The organism is Streptomyces sp. CA-251387 (assembly GCF_050936625.1).
Lineage (GTDB): Bacteria > Actinomycetota > Actinomycetes > Streptomycetales > Streptomycetaceae > Streptomyces.
Map to the genome: position 1 here is coordinate 5,967,592 of NZ_JBNJMJ010000001.1, position 14,834 is coordinate 5,982,425.

General features: G+C 71.1%; 13 protein-coding genes and 1 pseudogene. 5 read left to right on the forward strand and 9 right to left on the reverse strand.

All coding sequences use genetic code 11. The features are described 5' to 3' along the window. Window positions 1-90 precede the first annotated feature (90 nt). From ACQEV2_RS26865 to ACQEV2_RS26875, 3 genes are all read right to left on the reverse strand, one after another. The gene (locus ACQEV2_RS26865; protein WP_433046569.1) at window positions 91-1,722 is read right to left on the reverse strand and encodes a phospho-sugar mutase; all 1,632 of its coding nucleotides are present in this window, start codon (window positions 1,720-1,722) and stop codon (window positions 91-93) included. A gap of 526 nt (window positions 1,723-2,248) precedes the next feature. After that, window positions 2,249-3,073, reverse strand: coding sequence for a purine-nucleoside phosphorylase (locus ACQEV2_RS26870; protein WP_217209247.1), 825 nt, complete (start codon window positions 3,071-3,073; stop codon window positions 2,249-2,251). Window positions 3,074-3,212: 139 nt separating this feature from the next. Beyond that, window positions 3,213-3,650, reverse strand: a complete 438-nt coding sequence (locus tag ACQEV2_RS26875) for a gamma-glutamylcyclotransferase (protein WP_003998392.1) — start codon at window positions 3,648-3,650, stop codon at window positions 3,213-3,215. Between the two features lie 96 nt (window positions 3,651-3,746). Here ACQEV2_RS26875 and ACQEV2_RS26880 point away from each other — a divergent pair, with 96 nt between their 5' ends. Further along, window positions 3,747-5,195 carry an NAD(P)H-quinone dehydrogenase gene (locus ACQEV2_RS26880; RefSeq protein ID WP_433046573.1) on the forward strand — a complete coding sequence of 483 codons (1,449 nt, stop codon included), beginning with the start codon at window positions 3,747-3,749 and terminating at the stop codon, window positions 5,193-5,195. A gap of 166 nt (window positions 5,196-5,361) precedes the next feature. After that, window positions 5,362-6,297, forward strand: coding sequence for a DeoR/GlpR family DNA-binding transcription regulator (locus ACQEV2_RS26885; RefSeq protein ID WP_433046576.1), 936 nt, complete (start codon window positions 5,362-5,364; stop codon window positions 6,295-6,297). A 120-nt stretch (window positions 6,298-6,417) separates the two neighbouring features. Here ACQEV2_RS26885 and ACQEV2_RS26890 read toward each other — a convergent pair whose 3' ends face one another. Beyond that, window positions 6,418-7,038: a TetR/AcrR family transcriptional regulator gene (locus tag ACQEV2_RS26890; RefSeq protein WP_433046579.1), complete on the reverse strand. Its 621-nt coding sequence runs from the start codon at window positions 7,036-7,038 to the stop codon at window positions 6,418-6,420. A 144-nt stretch (window positions 7,039-7,182) separates the two neighbouring features. After that, entirely contained in the window at window positions 7,183-8,958 is a 1,776-nt protein-coding gene (locus tag ACQEV2_RS26895) for an acetyl/propionyl/methylcrotonyl-CoA carboxylase subunit alpha (protein WP_433046582.1), read from the reverse strand. A gap of 364 nt (window positions 8,959-9,322) precedes the next feature. Here ACQEV2_RS26895 and ACQEV2_RS26900 point away from each other — a divergent pair, with 364 nt between their 5' ends. Further along, window positions 9,323-9,823, forward strand: coding sequence for a hypothetical protein (locus ACQEV2_RS26900; protein ID WP_433046585.1), 501 nt, complete (start codon window positions 9,323-9,325; stop codon window positions 9,821-9,823). Here the strand turns inward: ACQEV2_RS26900 and ACQEV2_RS26905 are convergent. The 4 genes and pseudogenes from ACQEV2_RS26905 to ACQEV2_RS26920 form a co-directional block, all read right to left on the reverse strand. Next, complete coding sequence (locus ACQEV2_RS26905) at window positions 9,792-10,412, reverse strand: Maf family protein (protein ID WP_433046588.1); 621 nt, start codon at window positions 10,410-10,412, stop codon at window positions 9,792-9,794. The two genes, ACQEV2_RS26900 and ACQEV2_RS26905, sit on opposite strands and share 32 nt — an antisense overlap. A gap of 31 nt (window positions 10,413-10,443) precedes the next feature. Beyond that, a complete protein-coding gene (gene mmpB, locus ACQEV2_RS26910) occupies window positions 10,444-10,572 on the reverse strand; it encodes a morphogenic membrane protein MmpB (protein WP_433046591.1) in 129 nt (42 codons plus the stop codon). Window positions 10,573-10,707: 135 nt separating this feature from the next. Next, a pseudogene (locus ACQEV2_RS26915) lies at window positions 10,708-10,916 on the reverse strand (acyl-CoA carboxylase epsilon subunit). A 17-nt stretch (window positions 10,917-10,933) separates the two neighbouring features. Further along, window positions 10,934-12,556 carry an acyl-CoA carboxylase subunit beta gene (locus ACQEV2_RS26920; protein ID WP_433046594.1) on the reverse strand — a complete coding sequence of 541 codons (1,623 nt, stop codon included), beginning with the start codon at window positions 12,554-12,556 and terminating at the stop codon, window positions 10,934-10,936. Between the two features lie 110 nt (window positions 12,557-12,666). Between ACQEV2_RS26920 and ACQEV2_RS26925 the strand changes: the two genes are divergently transcribed. Both ACQEV2_RS26925 and ACQEV2_RS26930 read left to right on the forward strand, forming a co-directional pair. Further along, entirely contained in the window at window positions 12,667-13,527 is an 861-nt protein-coding gene (locus tag ACQEV2_RS26925; RefSeq protein WP_433046597.1) for a biotin--[acetyl-CoA-carboxylase] ligase, read from the forward strand. A gap of 176 nt (window positions 13,528-13,703) precedes the next feature. Further along, window positions 13,704-14,834, forward strand: a complete 1,131-nt coding sequence (locus ACQEV2_RS26930; protein ID WP_433046600.1) for an adenylate/guanylate cyclase domain-containing protein — start codon at window positions 13,704-13,706, stop codon at window positions 14,832-14,834.

Consider the following 14,834-nt stretch of genomic DNA (forward strand, 5'->3'; position numbering starts at 1 on the left):
TCAACCGCCGTGGGGAAATCACCCGATGGGGTGCCGCCGGGTGGGGGCACCCCGTGGGGGGCGAGTGCGACCCCGCGGATCGCGTATGGCTCAGATGCCCGCCGCTGTCGACAGGTCCCGCTTGATCGTCGTGAGCAGGTCGGTCGCCTTGGCGCGGGCGGCCGGGAGGTCGGCGTGGGTCGCGACCGGGACGACGACCTCCAGGTAGCACTTCAGCTTGGGTTCCGTGCCGCTGGGGCGGACGATGACGCGGGCGCCCTCGAGGGTGTAGCGCAGGCCGTCGGTGGGCGGGAGCGTCTCGGTGCCCCGGGTGAGGTCCTCGGCGCGGGTGATGGGCAGTCCGGCCAGCTCGGTCGGCGGCTGTTCGCGCAGTCGGCGCATGGCGTCGGCGATGACCGACAGGTCCTGGACGCGCACCGAGAGCTGGTCGGTGGCGTGCAGGCCGTGCTCCACGGCGAGGTCGTCGAGCAGGTCGAGGAGCGTGCGGCCCTCGGCCTTGAGGACGGAGGCGAGCTCGGTGATGAGCAGGGCGGCGGTGATGCCGTCCTTGTCGCGTACGCCCTCGGGGTCGACGCAGTAGCCGAGGGCCTCCTCGTAGCCGTAGCGCAGGCCGTCGACGCGGGCGATCCACTTGAAGCCGGTGAGGGTCTGCTCGTACCGCAGCCCCGCCTTCTCGGCGATACGGCCGAGGAGGGAGGAGGAGACGATGGACTCCGCGAAGGTGCCCTGCGCTCCGCGGCTCACCAGGTGGGCGGCGAGGAGCGCGCCGACCTCGTCGCCGCGCAGCATCCGCCAGTCCTCGCCGTCCTTGACGGCCGCGGCGCAGCGGTCGGCGTCGGGGTCGTTGGCGATGACGAGGTCGGGGGCGGTCTCGCGGGCCTTGGCGAAGGCGAGGTCCATCGCGCCGGGCTCTTCCGGGTTGGGGAAGGCGACGGTGGGGAAGTCCGGGTCGGGGTCGGCCTGCTCGGTGACGAGGTCGGGGGCGGGGAAGCCGGCGCGTTCGAACGCGGCGAGGAGGACGTCCTTGCCGACGCCGTGCATCGCCGTGTAGACGGTGCGGGCGGTGCGGGGGGAGTCGGCGGACAGGACCGCGTCCGTGCGGGAGAGGTAGGCGTCCAGGATGCTGTCGTCGAGGGTTTCCCAGCCTTCGGTGGGACGGGGGACGACGGTCAGGGACGGGACGGCGGCGATCTCTTCCGCGATGTCGATGTCCGCGGGCGGGACGATCTGGGAACCGTCGCCGAGGTAGACCTTGTAGCCGTTGTCGCGGGGCGGGTTGTGGCTGGCGGTGACCTCCACGCCGGCGACCGCGCCGAGGTGCCTTATGGCGTAGGCGAGGACGGGGGTGGGGAGGGGGCGGGGGAGTACGGCGGCGCGCAGGCCCGCGCCCGTCATCACGGCGGCCGTGTCGCGGGCGAAGTCCTCCGACTTGTGGCGGGCGTCGTAGCCGATGACGACGAGGCCGCCTTCGTGGCCGTTCTTCTTCAGGTACGCGGCGAGGCCGGCCGCGGCGCGGATGACGACCGTGCGGTTCATGCGCATGGGGCCGGCGCCGAGCTCTCCGCGCAGGCCTGCCGTGCCGAACTGGAGGGTGCCGCTGAAGCGTGCGGCGAGCTCCTCGACGTCCGCGGCTTCGATGAGCTTGGCGAGTTCGTCGCGGGTCTCCGGGTCGGGGTCCTCGGCGAGCCAGGCCTGGGCTCGGGCGATGAGATCGTCGTGCACGTCGGTCAACCTCTCGTTCGTGTCGTTCGGAGCGGAGTGGTGCGGGTCCGCAGGGTTTCGCCCCCGCCGCCCCTACCCGTCCCATCCTCCAGGGGCGCTGCCCCTTCGACCCCGTTCCTGGGGGCTGCCGCCCCCAGACCCCCGCTTCGGCCCTGAAGGGGCCTCGTCCTCAAACGCCGGACGGGCTGAGGGATGCGGACCAGCGTCGATGAGGTGGCCGCTCCCCGGGGGTGGGTGGGGGTTCGGGATGGTGGTGCCCTCGTCCTCGAACGCCGGACGGGCTGAGAGATGCCGACCGGCCGTCGAGGAGCAGAGTCCCCGGCGGGTGGGTGGGGGCTGGGGATGGCGCGGGGCTTCGTGTTCGAACGCCGGACGGGCTGGGTAAGTCAGCCCCTCCGGCGTTTGAGGAGCGGGGGTCCAGGGGGCGGAGCCCCCTGGCGGGGTGGAAGGGGCGGAGCTCCTTCAAGGATGGGACGGGTAGGGGCGGCGGGGGCGAGAAACACCCGGCGTCAGCCCCCGCAACGCCTCACAGCCGCCCGAGCACCTGCGCCAGCAGCGACCCCATCCGCGTAGCCGAGTCACGGCCCGCCTGCAGAACCTCCTCGTGGTTCAGCGGCTCACCCGTCATCCCCGCCGCGAGGTTGGTGACCAGCGAGATGCCCAGGACCTCGGCCCCCGCCTCACGCGCCGCGATCGCTTCGAGCACCGTCGACATGCCTACCAGGTCCGCCCCGATGACCCGCGCCATCCGGATCTCGGCCGGCGTCTCGTAGTGCGGACCGGGGAACTGGGCGTAGACGCCCTCCTCCAGCGTGGGGTCGATCTCCTTGCACAGGGCGCGCAGGCGCGGGGAGTAGAGGTCGGTGAGGTCGACGAAGTTGGCGCCGATGATCGGGGACGTCGCCGTGAGGTTGATGTGGTCGCTGATCAGGACCGGCTGGCCGGGGCGCATGCCCTCGCGCAGGCCGCCGCAGCCGTTGGTGAGGACGATCGTCTTGCAGCCGGCGGCGACCGCGGTACGGACGCCGTGGGCCACGGCCGCCACGCCACGGCCCTCGTAGTAGTGCGTGCGGCCCAGGAAGACCAGGGCGCGCTTGTTGCCGATCCGGTAGGAGCGGATCTTTCCGCCGTGCCCTTCCACCGCGGGCGGGGGGAACCCGGGCAGCTCGGTGACCTGGAACTCGGCCTCGGGTGCGCCCAGGGCGTCCACGGCCGGAGCCCAGCCGGAGCCCATCACGAGGGCGACGTCGTGGGTCTCGGCGCCCGTGAGTTCGCGCAGGCGCGCGGCGGCGGCGTCGGCGGCGGCGTGGGGATCGCCCTGGATGTCGTCCGGAAGAAGAGATGCGTTCACGCGACTGAGGGTAGCCGGTCTGGGCCTACGCGCGTAGATGACAGAGCTCACGGGATGGCGATCGTTGTCTTGTCGTTTCCAACGAAGGGAGGGGAGAGAAGGGAAGGAGAGGCAGGCGCGGGTGCGGGTGCCGAGGGGCTCAGCAGGGCCGCTTCCGCAGCTCCATCACGTAGTCGTGCGGTGCCCCGGCCGACTCCGCCGCGTCCGCGATCTCGCCCAGGTAGCGCGCCGACGGCAGCCCGCCCTCGTAGGCGTTCAGCACGTACACCCAGGCCGGCTCCTCGCCCTCCAGCGTGTGCACGCGGACCCGGAGCCGCCGGTAGATGCCGAGGCCGACGCCCTCCCAGCGGTCGAGGGACTCCTCGTCCATCGGCGCGATGTCGTACAGCGCGACGAAGACCTGCTCGCCCGGCTCTTCGACGAGCGTCGCCAGCGCGCCGTCCCAGCCGAGCTGCTCGCCCCCGAAGGTCAGCCGCCACCCGTTCAGCCAGCCGGTGGCGCGCAGCGGCGAGTGCGGGGCGCGGCGGGTCATCAGCCGCGCGTCGAGATTGCCGGCGTAGGCGGCGTAGAGCGACATGGACAGAGGGTACGGCAGGGGAATCGTCGGTCCCTCCCGTAACAGTGGTGTCTCGGGCGGCCCCCCAGGCGGTCGCACTGTGATGCGTGCGGGACAATGGAGTACGTGACTCGGATCGTGATCATCGGTGGCGGACCCGGCGGATACGAAGCGGCGCTGGTGGCCGCGCAGCTCGGCGCGGAGGTGACCGTCGTCGACTGCGACGGTCTGGGCGGGGCGTCGGTGCTCACCGACTGCGTGCCGTCGAAGACTCTGATCGCCACGGCCGAGGTGATGACGACCTTCGATTCCTCGTACGAGGAGCTCGGCATCATCGTCGCCGACGACACGCCGTACCTCGACACGCCCGCGCGTGTCGTGGGGGTCGACCTGGGCAAGGTCAACCGGCGTGTGAAGCGGCTCGCTCTCGCGCAGTCGCATGACATCACGGCTTCGGTGACGCGTGCCGGTGCCCGGGTCCTGCGCGGGCGTGGGCGGCTGGAGGGCATGCAGGCCCTCGACGGGTCACGGAAGGTCGTGGTGCGGGCCGCGGACGGGACCGAGGAGACGCTCACCGCGGACGCGGTGCTCATCGCCACCGGTGGGCACCCTCGTGAGCTGCCCGACGCCCAGCCCGACGGCGAGCGCATCCTGAACTGGACCCAGGTCTACGACCTCACCGAGCTGCCCGAGGAGCTCATCGTGGTCGGCTCCGGTGTCACCGGTGCCGAGTTCGCCGGTGCCTACCAGGCGCTCGGGTCGCGAGTCACCCTCGTGTCGTCGCGGGACCGCGTGCTGCCGGGTGAGGACCCGGACGCCGCCGCCGTACTCGAAGACGTCTTCCGGCGCCGCGGCATGAACGTCATGGCGCGCTCGCGTGCCGCCGCCGCCAAGCGGGTCGGCGACCGGGTGGAGGTCACCCTCGCCGACGGGCGTGTCATCAGCGGCACCCACTGCCTCATGGCCGTCGGCGCCATCCCGAACTCCGAGGGCATGGGCCTGGAGGAGGCCGGCGTCAAGCTGCGCGACTCCGGGCACATCTGGACCGACAAGGTGTCCAGGACCACGGCTCCCGGGGTCTACGCCGCCGGTGACGTCACCGGAGTCTTCGCCCTCGCCTCCGTCGCGGCGATGCAGGGACGTATCGCCATGTACCACTTCCTCGGCGACGCGGTGGCCCCGCTGAATCTGAAGACTGTGTCGTCGAACGTCTTCACCGATCCGGAGATCGCCACCGTCGGCTACACGCAGGCGGACGTGGACGCGGGCAAGATCGACGCCCGGGTGGTCAAACTGCCGCTGCTGCGCAACCCGCGCGCCAAGATGCAGGGCATCCGGGACGGCTTCGTCAAGATCTTCTGTCGGCCGGGTACCGGCATCGTGGTCGGCGGTGTGGTCGTGTCGCCGCGCGCTTCGGAACTGATCCACCCGATCTCGATCGCGGTCGACAACAATCTGACGGTCGAACAGATCGCGAACGCCTTCACCGTGTACCCCTCCCTTTCGGGCTCGATCGCCGAGGTGGCACGGCAGCTGCACACGCGGAAGTCCGGCGGCGAACTCTGACGGCCAGAACCAACTCCTCGCTGGTCACGGGGAGTTGTCGACCATGCGTACGGCATAGGCGGCGGGACTAGGCCCTATACCACTTCTCGCCCTTGCGTGCGAACAACTTCTGTTATTCGGCGCAAACTGCTGAAACCAGACGGTCGTTGGGGTTACTGTCAGTTTCGTGTTCGCTGCAGAACGTCGCCAATTGATCCTCGAAATGGTGCGAGCGAATGGAGCGGTTTCGCTCCGTGAGCTCGCCCGCGTCGTCCAGACCTCCGAAGTGACCGTACGGCGGGACGTGCGCGCACTGGAGGCAGAAGGACTCCTCGACCGCCGGCATGGCGGTGCGGTATTGCCGGGCGGGTTCACGCGGGAGTCCGGCTTTCCGCAGAAGTCACATCTCGCGACCGCCGAGAAGACGGCCATCGCCGACCTCGCCGCGAACTTCGTGGAGGAGGGCGAGGCGATCGTCGTCGGGGCGGGAACCACCACGCAGGAGCTGGCACGCCGGCTCGCGCGCATCCCCGGTCTGACCGTCGTCACCAACTCCCTTCTGGTGGCGCAGGCGTTGGCCCATGCCAACCGGGTCGAAGTCGTGATGACCGGCGGTACGCTCCGCGGTTCGAACTACGCCCTGGTGGGCAGCGGTGCCGAGCAGTCCCTGCAGGGGCTGCGGGTGTCGCGGGCCTTCATCTCCGGGAGCGGCCTCACCGCCGAGCGCGGGCTGTCCACGTCCAACATGCTCTCGGCGTCCGTCGACCGGGCGCTCGTCCAGGCGGCCTCGGAGGTCGTCGTCCTCGCCGATCACACCAAGCTCGGCACGGACACGATGTTCCAGACGGTGCCCACGGAAGTCATCACCCGTCTGGTCACCGACGAACCGCCGGTCCATGACGACCGCGCCCACACCGAGCTGCAGGCCCTCGCCGATCAGGGGGTGCAGATCGCCGTCGCGGGGGCGACGGGGGCGTCGGGGGGTGACGAGGTCCCGGCGCGGCGACGCCCCTTGCCGGGGCCTAGGCGGGGGCAGGGGTTGCGGCCCGCCGCGGCGGTGCTGGGTGAGCAGGGGCCGACGGAGCGGGAGCGGGCGCGGGTCGCGGATTTGCGGCGGCGTTGACGTCAGGTTTCGGCGCCGCTTCGCCGTAGGGGTCCGTGTTGTTGCGCGGGTGCGGGTGGTTCGTGGCTGGTCGCGCAGTTCCCCGCGCCCCGGGGTCGGCTGCCCCTGGGGCGGCTGTCTTCAACCGCTTTTCAAACCCCGCAGAGTCAGGCGCAGCAGCCTGTCCGCCAGCTCCGGATCCCCCGGTGTCTCCTCCGCCGCCAATGCGATCGCGTGTGTGAGTTGGAGGAGGTCGCCGATCGCCACGTCCTCCCGGACCGTGCCCGCCTGCTGTGCCCGGGCCAGCAGTGCGCCGCCCGCTTGTCTGATGGGGTCGCTGCAGCGGGCGAGGGCCGAGGACTGGTCGTGGGAGACGGACATCAGGGCGTGGGCGAGGCCGCGGTACTCGCCGGCGTGGGTGACCATCTCGCGCAGCCAGGTCACCAGGGCCGCGCAGGGCTCCGGGGCGTGGAGGAGTTCGTGGGAGCGGGTCAGCAGGTCGCCGACCGCGTCCTCGAAGACGGCGCTCAACAGGGCGTCCCGGTTGGGGAAATGGCGGTACAGCGTGCCGATGCCTACGCCCGCCCGACGGGCCACGTCCTCGAGCGACGCGTCCGTGCCGTGCTCGGCGAAGGCGGAACGGGCCTCGGTGAGCAGGCGCTCGTAGTTGCGGCGGGCATCGGCCCGCATGGTGCGCGGCGGGGCCGGCAGCGCCGCCGCACCCCCGTTCCCCGCACCTCCGCGTGAGGTCGCGCCCACCATGGTTCCCACCTGCCCTCTCTCGCGCCCCGGTGTGCCTCCAGGATGCCACCGAGGGCGGACAGTCCCGGGAAACGAGGCGCCCGGCGGACTGGCTGCTCCAGTCCGCCGGGCGCTCCGGGACGTCGTACGAAATCCTCGTACGGCTCAGTCCTTGATCTCGCAGATGGGTGCGCCGGAGGTGAGGGAGGCGCCGACCTCGGCCGACAGGCCCTTGATGGTGCCGGACTTGTGGGCGTTGAGGGGCTGTTCCATCTTCATCGCTTCGAGGACGACGACCAGGTCGCCTTCCTTGACCTCCTGGCCTTCCTCGACGGCCACCTTGACGATGGTGCCCTGCATCGGGGAGGCGAGGGTGTCGCCGGAAGCCACCGGGCCGGACTTCTTCGCCGCGCGGCGCTTGGGCTTGGCCCCGGCGGCCAGGCCGGTGCGGGCCAGGGTCATGCCGAGGGAGGCCGGGAGGGAGACCTCCAGGCGCTTGCCGCCGACCTCGACGACGACCGTCTCACGCCCGGCCTCCTCCTCCGCCTCGGTGGCGTCGGCGGGGGCGGCGAAGGGCTTGATGTCGTTGACGAACTCGGTCTCGATCCAGCGGGTGTGGACCGTGAAGGGGTCCTGGCTGCCGGTGAGTTCGGGGGCGAAGGCCGGGTCGGTGACCACCTTGCGGTGGAACGGGATCGCGGTGGCCATGCCCTCGACCTGGAACTCGGCCAGCGCACGGGCCGCGCGCTGCAGGGCCTGCTCGCGGGTGGCGCCGGTGACGATCAGCTTGGCCAGCAGCGAGTCCCACGCCGGGCCGATCACGGAGCCGGACTCCACGCCCGCGTCCAGGCGCACGCCCGGGCCGGTCGGCGGGTTGAAGGCGGTCACCGTGCCGGGGGCCGGCAGGAAGTTGCGGCCGGGGTCCTCGCCGTTGATGCGGAACTCGAAGGAATGGCCGCGCAGCGGCGGGTCGTCGTAGCCGAGTTCCTCGCCGTCGGCGATGCGGAACATCTCCCGCACCAGGTCGATGCCGGCGACCTCTTCGGTGACCGGGTGCTCGACCTGCAGACGGGTGTTGACCTCCAGGAAGGAGATCGTGCCGTCCGCCCCCACCAGGAACTCCACGGTTCCGGCGCCGACGTAGCCGGCCTCCTTCAGGATGGCCTTGGAGGACGAGTACAGCTCGGCGACCTGCTCGTCGGACAGGAACGGGGCCGGGGCCTCCTCGACCAGCTTCTGGTGCCGGCGCTGCAGCGAGCAGTCACGGGTGGAGACCACGACCACGTTGCCGTGCTGGTCGGCCAGGCACTGGGTCTCGACGTGGCGCGGCTTGTCGAGGTAGCGCTCGACGAAGCACTCCCCGCGCCCGAAGGCGGCGACGGCCTCACGCACGGCGGAGTCGTAGAGCTCGGGGACCTCTTCGAGGGTGCGGGCGACCTTCAGGCCGCGTCCGCCACCGCCGAAGGCGGCCTTGATGGCGATCGGCAGGCCGTGCTCCTCGGCGAAGGCCACGACCTCCTCGGCGCCCGAGACCGGGTCGGGCGTACCGGCGACGAGCGGGGCGCCCGCCCGCTGGGCGATGTGCCGGGCGGCCACCTTGTCGCCGAGGTCGCGGATGGCCTGCGGCGGCGGGCCGATCCAGATCAGCCCGGCGTCCAGGACGGCTTGGGCGAAGTCGGCGTTCTCCGACAGGAAGCCGTAGCCCGGATGGATCGCGTCCGCCCCGGACTCGCGCGCGGCTTTGAGGACCTTGTCGATGTCCAGATAGCTGGTGGCCGGGGTGTCACCGCCCAGGGCGAACGCCTCATCCGCGGCGCGGACATGCAGAGCGTCCCGGTCCGGGTCGGCGTAGACGGCCACGCTCGCGATCCCGGCATCCCGACAGGCCCGGGCCACGCGGACAGCGATTTCGCCACGGTTGGCGATGAGCACCTTGCGCACGATTGAGGCTCCCTCCTTGAAACAAGCCGAGTTTAGGGACTGCCGACACGACACATCGACCCGTCCCCAGTGGTGAGCTTGCCCACACGGAGCGTGATTCCAGGCTCGCTCGACCTGCGAAATCCCATGTCGCGCCTCGGCACGCAGGTCTCTCCCGGCAAACCCTAGCCCTCCGCTGTGGTCAAGGTCTCTGTCATCACGTGCTGCGGGCCACTCGGTTTCTTTGTGGAATCCCTACGAATGGCCCAATGATTCTTTGCCGCCCGCAGAACCCTTGTCCCAGGGTTTACCCGTTAGTAGCGTTCGCGATGTATCGAACGTACTTCGGGTAACAAGGGTTCGACTCGAGAGTGGGTGGGGGCCGGTGGTACGCAGGCCGGTGGCGTGGGTGGTGGCGGTCGTCCTCTTCGTCGAGGGGCTCGGCATCGCGGCGGTGCAGTGGTTCCTCGGGGTCGTCGTCGACCGGCAGGACATGTCGCTCGCGGGGCTGGACCCGGATGTGATGTCGCTGTCCTCGAAGATCGGCGGCCTGGTCTTCGGCGCCTACTTCGCGCTGTGCGGGCTGGTCGCCCTGCTCGTGGCCGTGCGCGACCGCGCGCCGGTCGGCTTCGGGCGCATCCTGCTGATCAGCGCGGCCGTGGTGCACGGGCTGCTGGGCGCGTTCGCCTGGGGGCTGGTGGGCTGGACGGCGTTCCTGTTCATGGTCGTCGTCCTCGGCCTCATCGTGCTGCTGCTGATGACGTACGACGCCCAGGGCGCGCCCGGGGAGCCCGCCGACGCCGTTCCCGACGGCGGCAAGGGCGACGACGGCTCCCCGGCGGGCGGCTCGCCCGTCACGCCTCCGCCGGCGCCCACAACTCCGTGATGCCGATGCCCAGTTGGCTCAGCAGCCGCCGTACCAGCGGCAGGCTGATGCCGATCACATTGCCGTGGTCGCCGTCGATGCCGTCGATGAACGGAGCCGAACGGCCGTCCAGCGTGAACGCCCCGGCGACGTAGAGGGGTTCGCCGGAGGCGACGTACGCCGCGATCTCCTCGTCGGTCGGCTCGCCGAAGCGGACGACCGTGGAGGCGGTGGCGGAGGTGTACCGGCCGGTGAGGGTGTCGTAGATGCAGTGGCCGGTCTGCAGGGTGCCCGCGCGGCCGCGCATCGACTTCCAGCGGGCCGTGGCCTCCTCGGCGTCCGCCGGCTTGCCCAGGGCCTGGCCGTCCAGTTCGAGGACCGAGTCGCAGCCGATCACGATGGCGCCCTTGACCTCCGGCTTCGCCGCCACGACGGAGGCCTTCGCCTCGGCCAGGGCCAGCGCCAGCTCGGCGGGGGTGGGCGCGGTGACGGCGTCCTCGTCGACGCCGCTCACGATGACCTCGGGGTCCAGGCCGGCCTGCCGGAGCAGATTGAGCCGGGCGGGGGACTGGGAGGCGAGGACGAGTCGGCGGCGGGGCTGATCAGTCATGCGGTCAGCGTATCGGCGCGCCCGGCCGGGCTCACCTCAGTCCGAGCACGATCATCGTGAGCACCATGGCCAGCGCCATGAGAACGCCCAGCCGCCGCAACATCTCCTGCATGTCATGCAGTTCCTTGGGCGGCTCGTTCTCGGGGTCGGACCACAGCATGCCACTAGCGTGGGGCTTGGCCGACCTGGGGCGCCTGAGTACGGGTACTCAAAAGGCGCCCCAAGTTGTCCTGAGGTGCGCCCACGCGGCGGAGCCGCATATCGACACAGCCCCGCGCCCCTGAGGTGTTGGCGGTCAGGTTGGCCAGTAGGTGCGCGCCCACGTCGTCGGCCCCGGCCGCGGCACCCTCTGTGCCGCGATGCGGGCCGGGTCCGCCCAGGAGTCGCGGGGGCGGGCGCGCCGGGCGGGAGGGCGTTCGCCGCCGCGGCGCGGGCGCGGACCACCGCCAGGGCGGCGGCCAGCTCCTCCGGTGTCGGGTTGCCCCGTAGGACCTTGATGTTCATGACGGCTCCCAGCAGGCCTAGAGGGGGATGTTGCCGTGCTTCTTCGGAGGCAGGGATTCCCGCTTGGTGCGCAGCTGACGCAGGCCCCGTACGACATGGAGGCGGGTGTCGGACGGCATGATCACCGCGTCGATGTAGCCGCGCTCGGCGGCGACGTACGGGTTGAGGAGCGCGTCCTCGTACTCCTGGATCAGCCGGGCGCGCACCGCCTCGACGTCCTCGCCGCTCGCCTCCGCCTCGGCGATGGTGCGCCGGTGCAGGATGTTGACCGCGCCCTGGGCGCCCATGACGGCGATCTGGGCGGTCGGCCAGGCGAGGTTGAGGTCGGCGCCGAGGTGCTTGGAGCCCATGACGTCGTAGGCGCCGCCGAAGGCCTTGCGGGTGATGACCGTGATGAGCGGAACCGTCGCCTCGGCGTAGGCGTAGATCAGCTTGGCGCCGCGGCGGATGATGCCGGTGTGCTCCTGGTCCACACCCGGGAGGAAGCCCGGCACGTCGACGAAGGTGATCACCGGGACGTTGAAGGCGTCGCAGGTCCGCACGAACCGCGCGGCCTTCTCACTCGCGTCGATGTCGAGGCAGCCGGCGAACTGCATCGGCTGGTTGGCGACGATGCCGACGGGACGGCCCTCGACCCGCCCGAACCCGGTGATGATGTTCGGCGCGAACAGCGGCTGCGTCTCGAAGAACTCGGCGTCGTCCAGGACGTGTTCGATCACCGCGTGCATGTCGTACGGCTGGTTCGCGCTGTCCGGCACGATCGTGTCCAGCTCACGGTCCTCGTCGGTGACCGAGAGGTCCGCCTCCTCCGGGAACGCCGGGGGCTCGGAGAGGTTGTTGGACGGCAGGTACGACAGCAACTGCTTGACGTACTCGATGGCGTCCTTCTCGTCGCCGGCCATGTGATGCGCCACGCCGGAGGTGGAGTTGTGGGTGCGGGCGCCGCCCAGCTCCTCGAAGCCGACGTCCTCGCCGGTGACCGTCTTGATGACGTCCGGGCCGGTGATGAACATGTGCGAGGTCTGGTCGACCATGACCGTGAAGTCGGTGATCGCCGGGGAGTAGACCGCACCGCCCGCGCACGGGCCGACGACCAGCGAGATCTGCGGGATGACACCGGACGCGTGCGTGTTGCGGCGGAAGATCTCGCCGTACGCGCCCAGCGAGGCCACGCCCTCCTGGATGCGGGCGCCGCCGGAGTCGTTGATGCCGATGACCGGGCAGCCGGTCTTCAGCGCGAAGTCCATCACCTTGACGATCTTCTGGCCGTAGACCTCGCCCAGCGCACCGCCGAAGACGGTGAAGTCCTGGGAGAAGACGGCGACGGGACGGCCGTCGACGGTGCCGTACCCGGTGACGACACCGTCGCCGTACGGGCGGTTCTTGTCGAGGCCGAAGTTGGTGGAGCGGTGCCGGGCGAACTCGTCGAGCTCGACGAACGACCCCTCGTCGAGGAGCAGCTCGATGCGCTCACGAGCCGTCAACTTGCCCTTGGCGTGCTGCTTTTCGACGGCGCGTGCGGAGCCGGCGTGCGTCGCTTCATCGATACGGCGCTGGAGATCCGCGAGCTTGCCCGCGGTGGTGTGGATGTCGATCCCTTGTGTCTCTTGGATCTCGTGACGCTCTTCCGGCTCGGACATCGGGATGTGGCTCCCTGCCTGCTCAAAAGGGGGGACGGTTACTCATCCGTAGAGTAGTGGTGGGCCTACGAATCAGCAGTGCGGCGTTTCACACACCTAGGGTGGCTTGCATGACGCCACGCGATGCATCAGACGACAGCCGTTGGTCCGACCTGGACCGTCCGCCGCTGAACGCCGCCGCGCTGCGGCGGGGGCTCGTGCGGGAGGGCGGGTTGTGGCGTGAGGTGGAGGTCGTGCAGCGCACCGGCTCCACCAACACCGACCTGGTGGACCTGGCGACCGAGGGCAAGGCGGGCGAGGGCGCGGTCCTCGTCGCCGAGGAGCAGACGGCCGGCAAGGGGCGCCTGGAACGGCAGTGGACGGCACCGGCCCGCTCCGGGCTGTTCTTCTCCGTGCTGCTGAATCCGGCCGAGGTGCCGGTGGCCCGGTGGGGGTGGCTGCCGCTGCTGACGGGGGTCGCCGTGGCGACGGGGCTGTCGCGGGCGGCGGGCGTCGATACGGCACTCAAGTGGCCGAACGACCTGCTGGTGACTGTCGGCGGGGAGGAGCGCAAGGCCGGCGGGATCCTGGCGGAGCGTGCCGGGGACGCGGGGGTGGTCATCGGCGTCGGCATCAATGTCACGCTGCGTGAGGACGAGCTGCCGGTGCCGCAGGCGGGGTCGCTGGCGCTGGCCGGAGCCGTGAGCACGGACCGGGATCCGCTGCTGCGGGGGGTGCTGCGGGCGCTGGAGGACTGGTACGGGCGGTGGCGGGCCGCGGTGGGGGATCCCGTGGTGAGCGAGCTGCAGGAGACGTATGCGGCGGGGTGCGCGACGTTGGGGAGGGTGGTGCGGGCCGAGTTGCCGGGGGAGCGGGCGATCACGGGGGAGGCGGTGGCGATCGACGGGGACGGGCGGTTGGTCCTGGCGACGGAGGACGGGGTGCAGGAGCCTGTGGGGGCGGGGGACATCGTGCACCTGCGGTTGGCGTGAGTATGCCGACCCGGCCCGTCCGGCGTGTGAGGACGAGGCCCGCACCCACGCCGGGTACCCCACCACCAGGCAGCCACTGGAACCGTCGGCTCAACCTAACGGAGTGAGCTGGCGCACACCTGCCGTACAGTGAAGGCCGGTCGAACTGACCGCGGAAGATCGGAAGGGCAGCAGGCGTGACCGTCGACGACACGGGCTCCGGCACGGGCGCGGACGGCCGGGTGGACCCCCACGCCGCCGACCCCGGCGAGGATCCGCTCGCGCTGCGCCTCGAACAGCTCATCCTCGGCGCCGAGCGGCGCTACACCCCGTTTCAGGCGGCCCGTAGCGCCGGTGTCTCCATGGAGCTGGCGTCCCGGTTCTGGCGGGCCATGGGGTTCGCCGACATCGGGCAGGCCAAGGCGCTGACCGAGGCCGACGTACTGGCGCTGCGGCGCCTCGCCGGTCTCGTCGAGGCGGGGCTGCTCAGCGAGGCCATGGCCGTGCAGGTGGCCAGATCCACCGGGCAGACCACCGCCCGGCTGGCCGAATGGCAGATCGACTCCTTCCTGGAGGGCCTGACCGAGCCCCCGGAGCCGGGCATGACGCGGACCGAGGTGACGTATCCCCTGGTCGAGCTGCTCCTGCCCGAGCTGGAGGAGTTCCTCGTCTACGTCTGGCGCCGCCAGCTCGCCGCCGCGACCGGCCGGGTCGTGCAGGCCGCCGACGACGAGGAGATGGTCGACCGGCGGCTGGCGGTCGGATTCGCCGACCTCGTCGGGTTCACACGGCTGACCCGCCGTATGGAGGAAGAGGAACTCGGCGAGCTCGTCGAGGCCTTCGAGACCACCGCGGCCGACCTCGTGGCCGCGCGCGGGGGACGGCTGATCAAGACGCTGGGTGACGAGGTTCTGTACGCGGCGGACGACGCCGGCGTCGCCGCGGAGATCGCGCTGCGGCTCATCGAGACGATGGCCAACGACGAGACGATGCCCGAGCTGCGCGTCGGCATCGCCTTCGGCACGGTGACCACTCGAATGGGCGATGTGTTCGGGACGACCGTGAACCTTGCCTCCCGGCTGACGTCGATAGCCCCGCGCGACGCCGTGCTCGTCGACAGCGCGTTCGCGGAGGAACTCATCCGCACGGGCGAGGCGCCTGCGTCGGAGGCAGAGGCGGCGGAGGCCGCTGCCGCTGCGGAGAAGGAAGGGGAGGAGCCGCCGGTGTATCGGTTTGCGCTGCAGCCGATGTGGCAGCGGCCGGTGCGTGGGCTCGGCGTCGTGGAGCCGTGGCTTCTGACGCGGAGGGCGTCCGCCGGGGGCGAGTGA

Bases quoted from the DNA above. Each gene is read 5' to 3' on its own strand.
- ACQEV2_RS26875 (WP_003998392.1), bottom strand. From the start codon at position 3,650: ATGTCGCTCTACGCCGCCTACGCCGGCAATCTCGACGCGCGGCTGATG.
- ACQEV2_RS26880 (WP_433046573.1), top strand. From the start codon at position 3,747: ATGGAGTACGTGACTCGGATCGTGATCATCGGTGGCGGACCCGGCGGA.
- ACQEV2_RS26890 (WP_433046579.1), bottom strand. From the start codon at position 7,038: ATGGTGGGCGCGACCTCACGCGGAGGTGCGGGGAACGGGGGTGCGGCG.
- ACQEV2_RS26905 (WP_433046588.1), bottom strand. From the start codon at position 10,412: ATGACTGATCAGCCCCGCCGCCGACTCGTCCTCGCCTCCCAGTCCCCC.
- mmpB (WP_433046591.1), bottom strand. From the start codon at position 10,572: ATGCTGTGGTCCGACCCCGAGAACGAGCCGCCCAAGGAACTGCATGAC.
- ACQEV2_RS26920 (WP_433046594.1), bottom strand. From the start codon at position 12,556: ATGTCCGAGCCGGAAGAGCGTCACGAGATCCAAGAGACACAAGGGATC.
- ACQEV2_RS26925 (WP_433046597.1), top strand. From the start codon at position 12,667: ATGACGCCACGCGATGCATCAGACGACAGCCGTTGGTCCGACCTGGAC.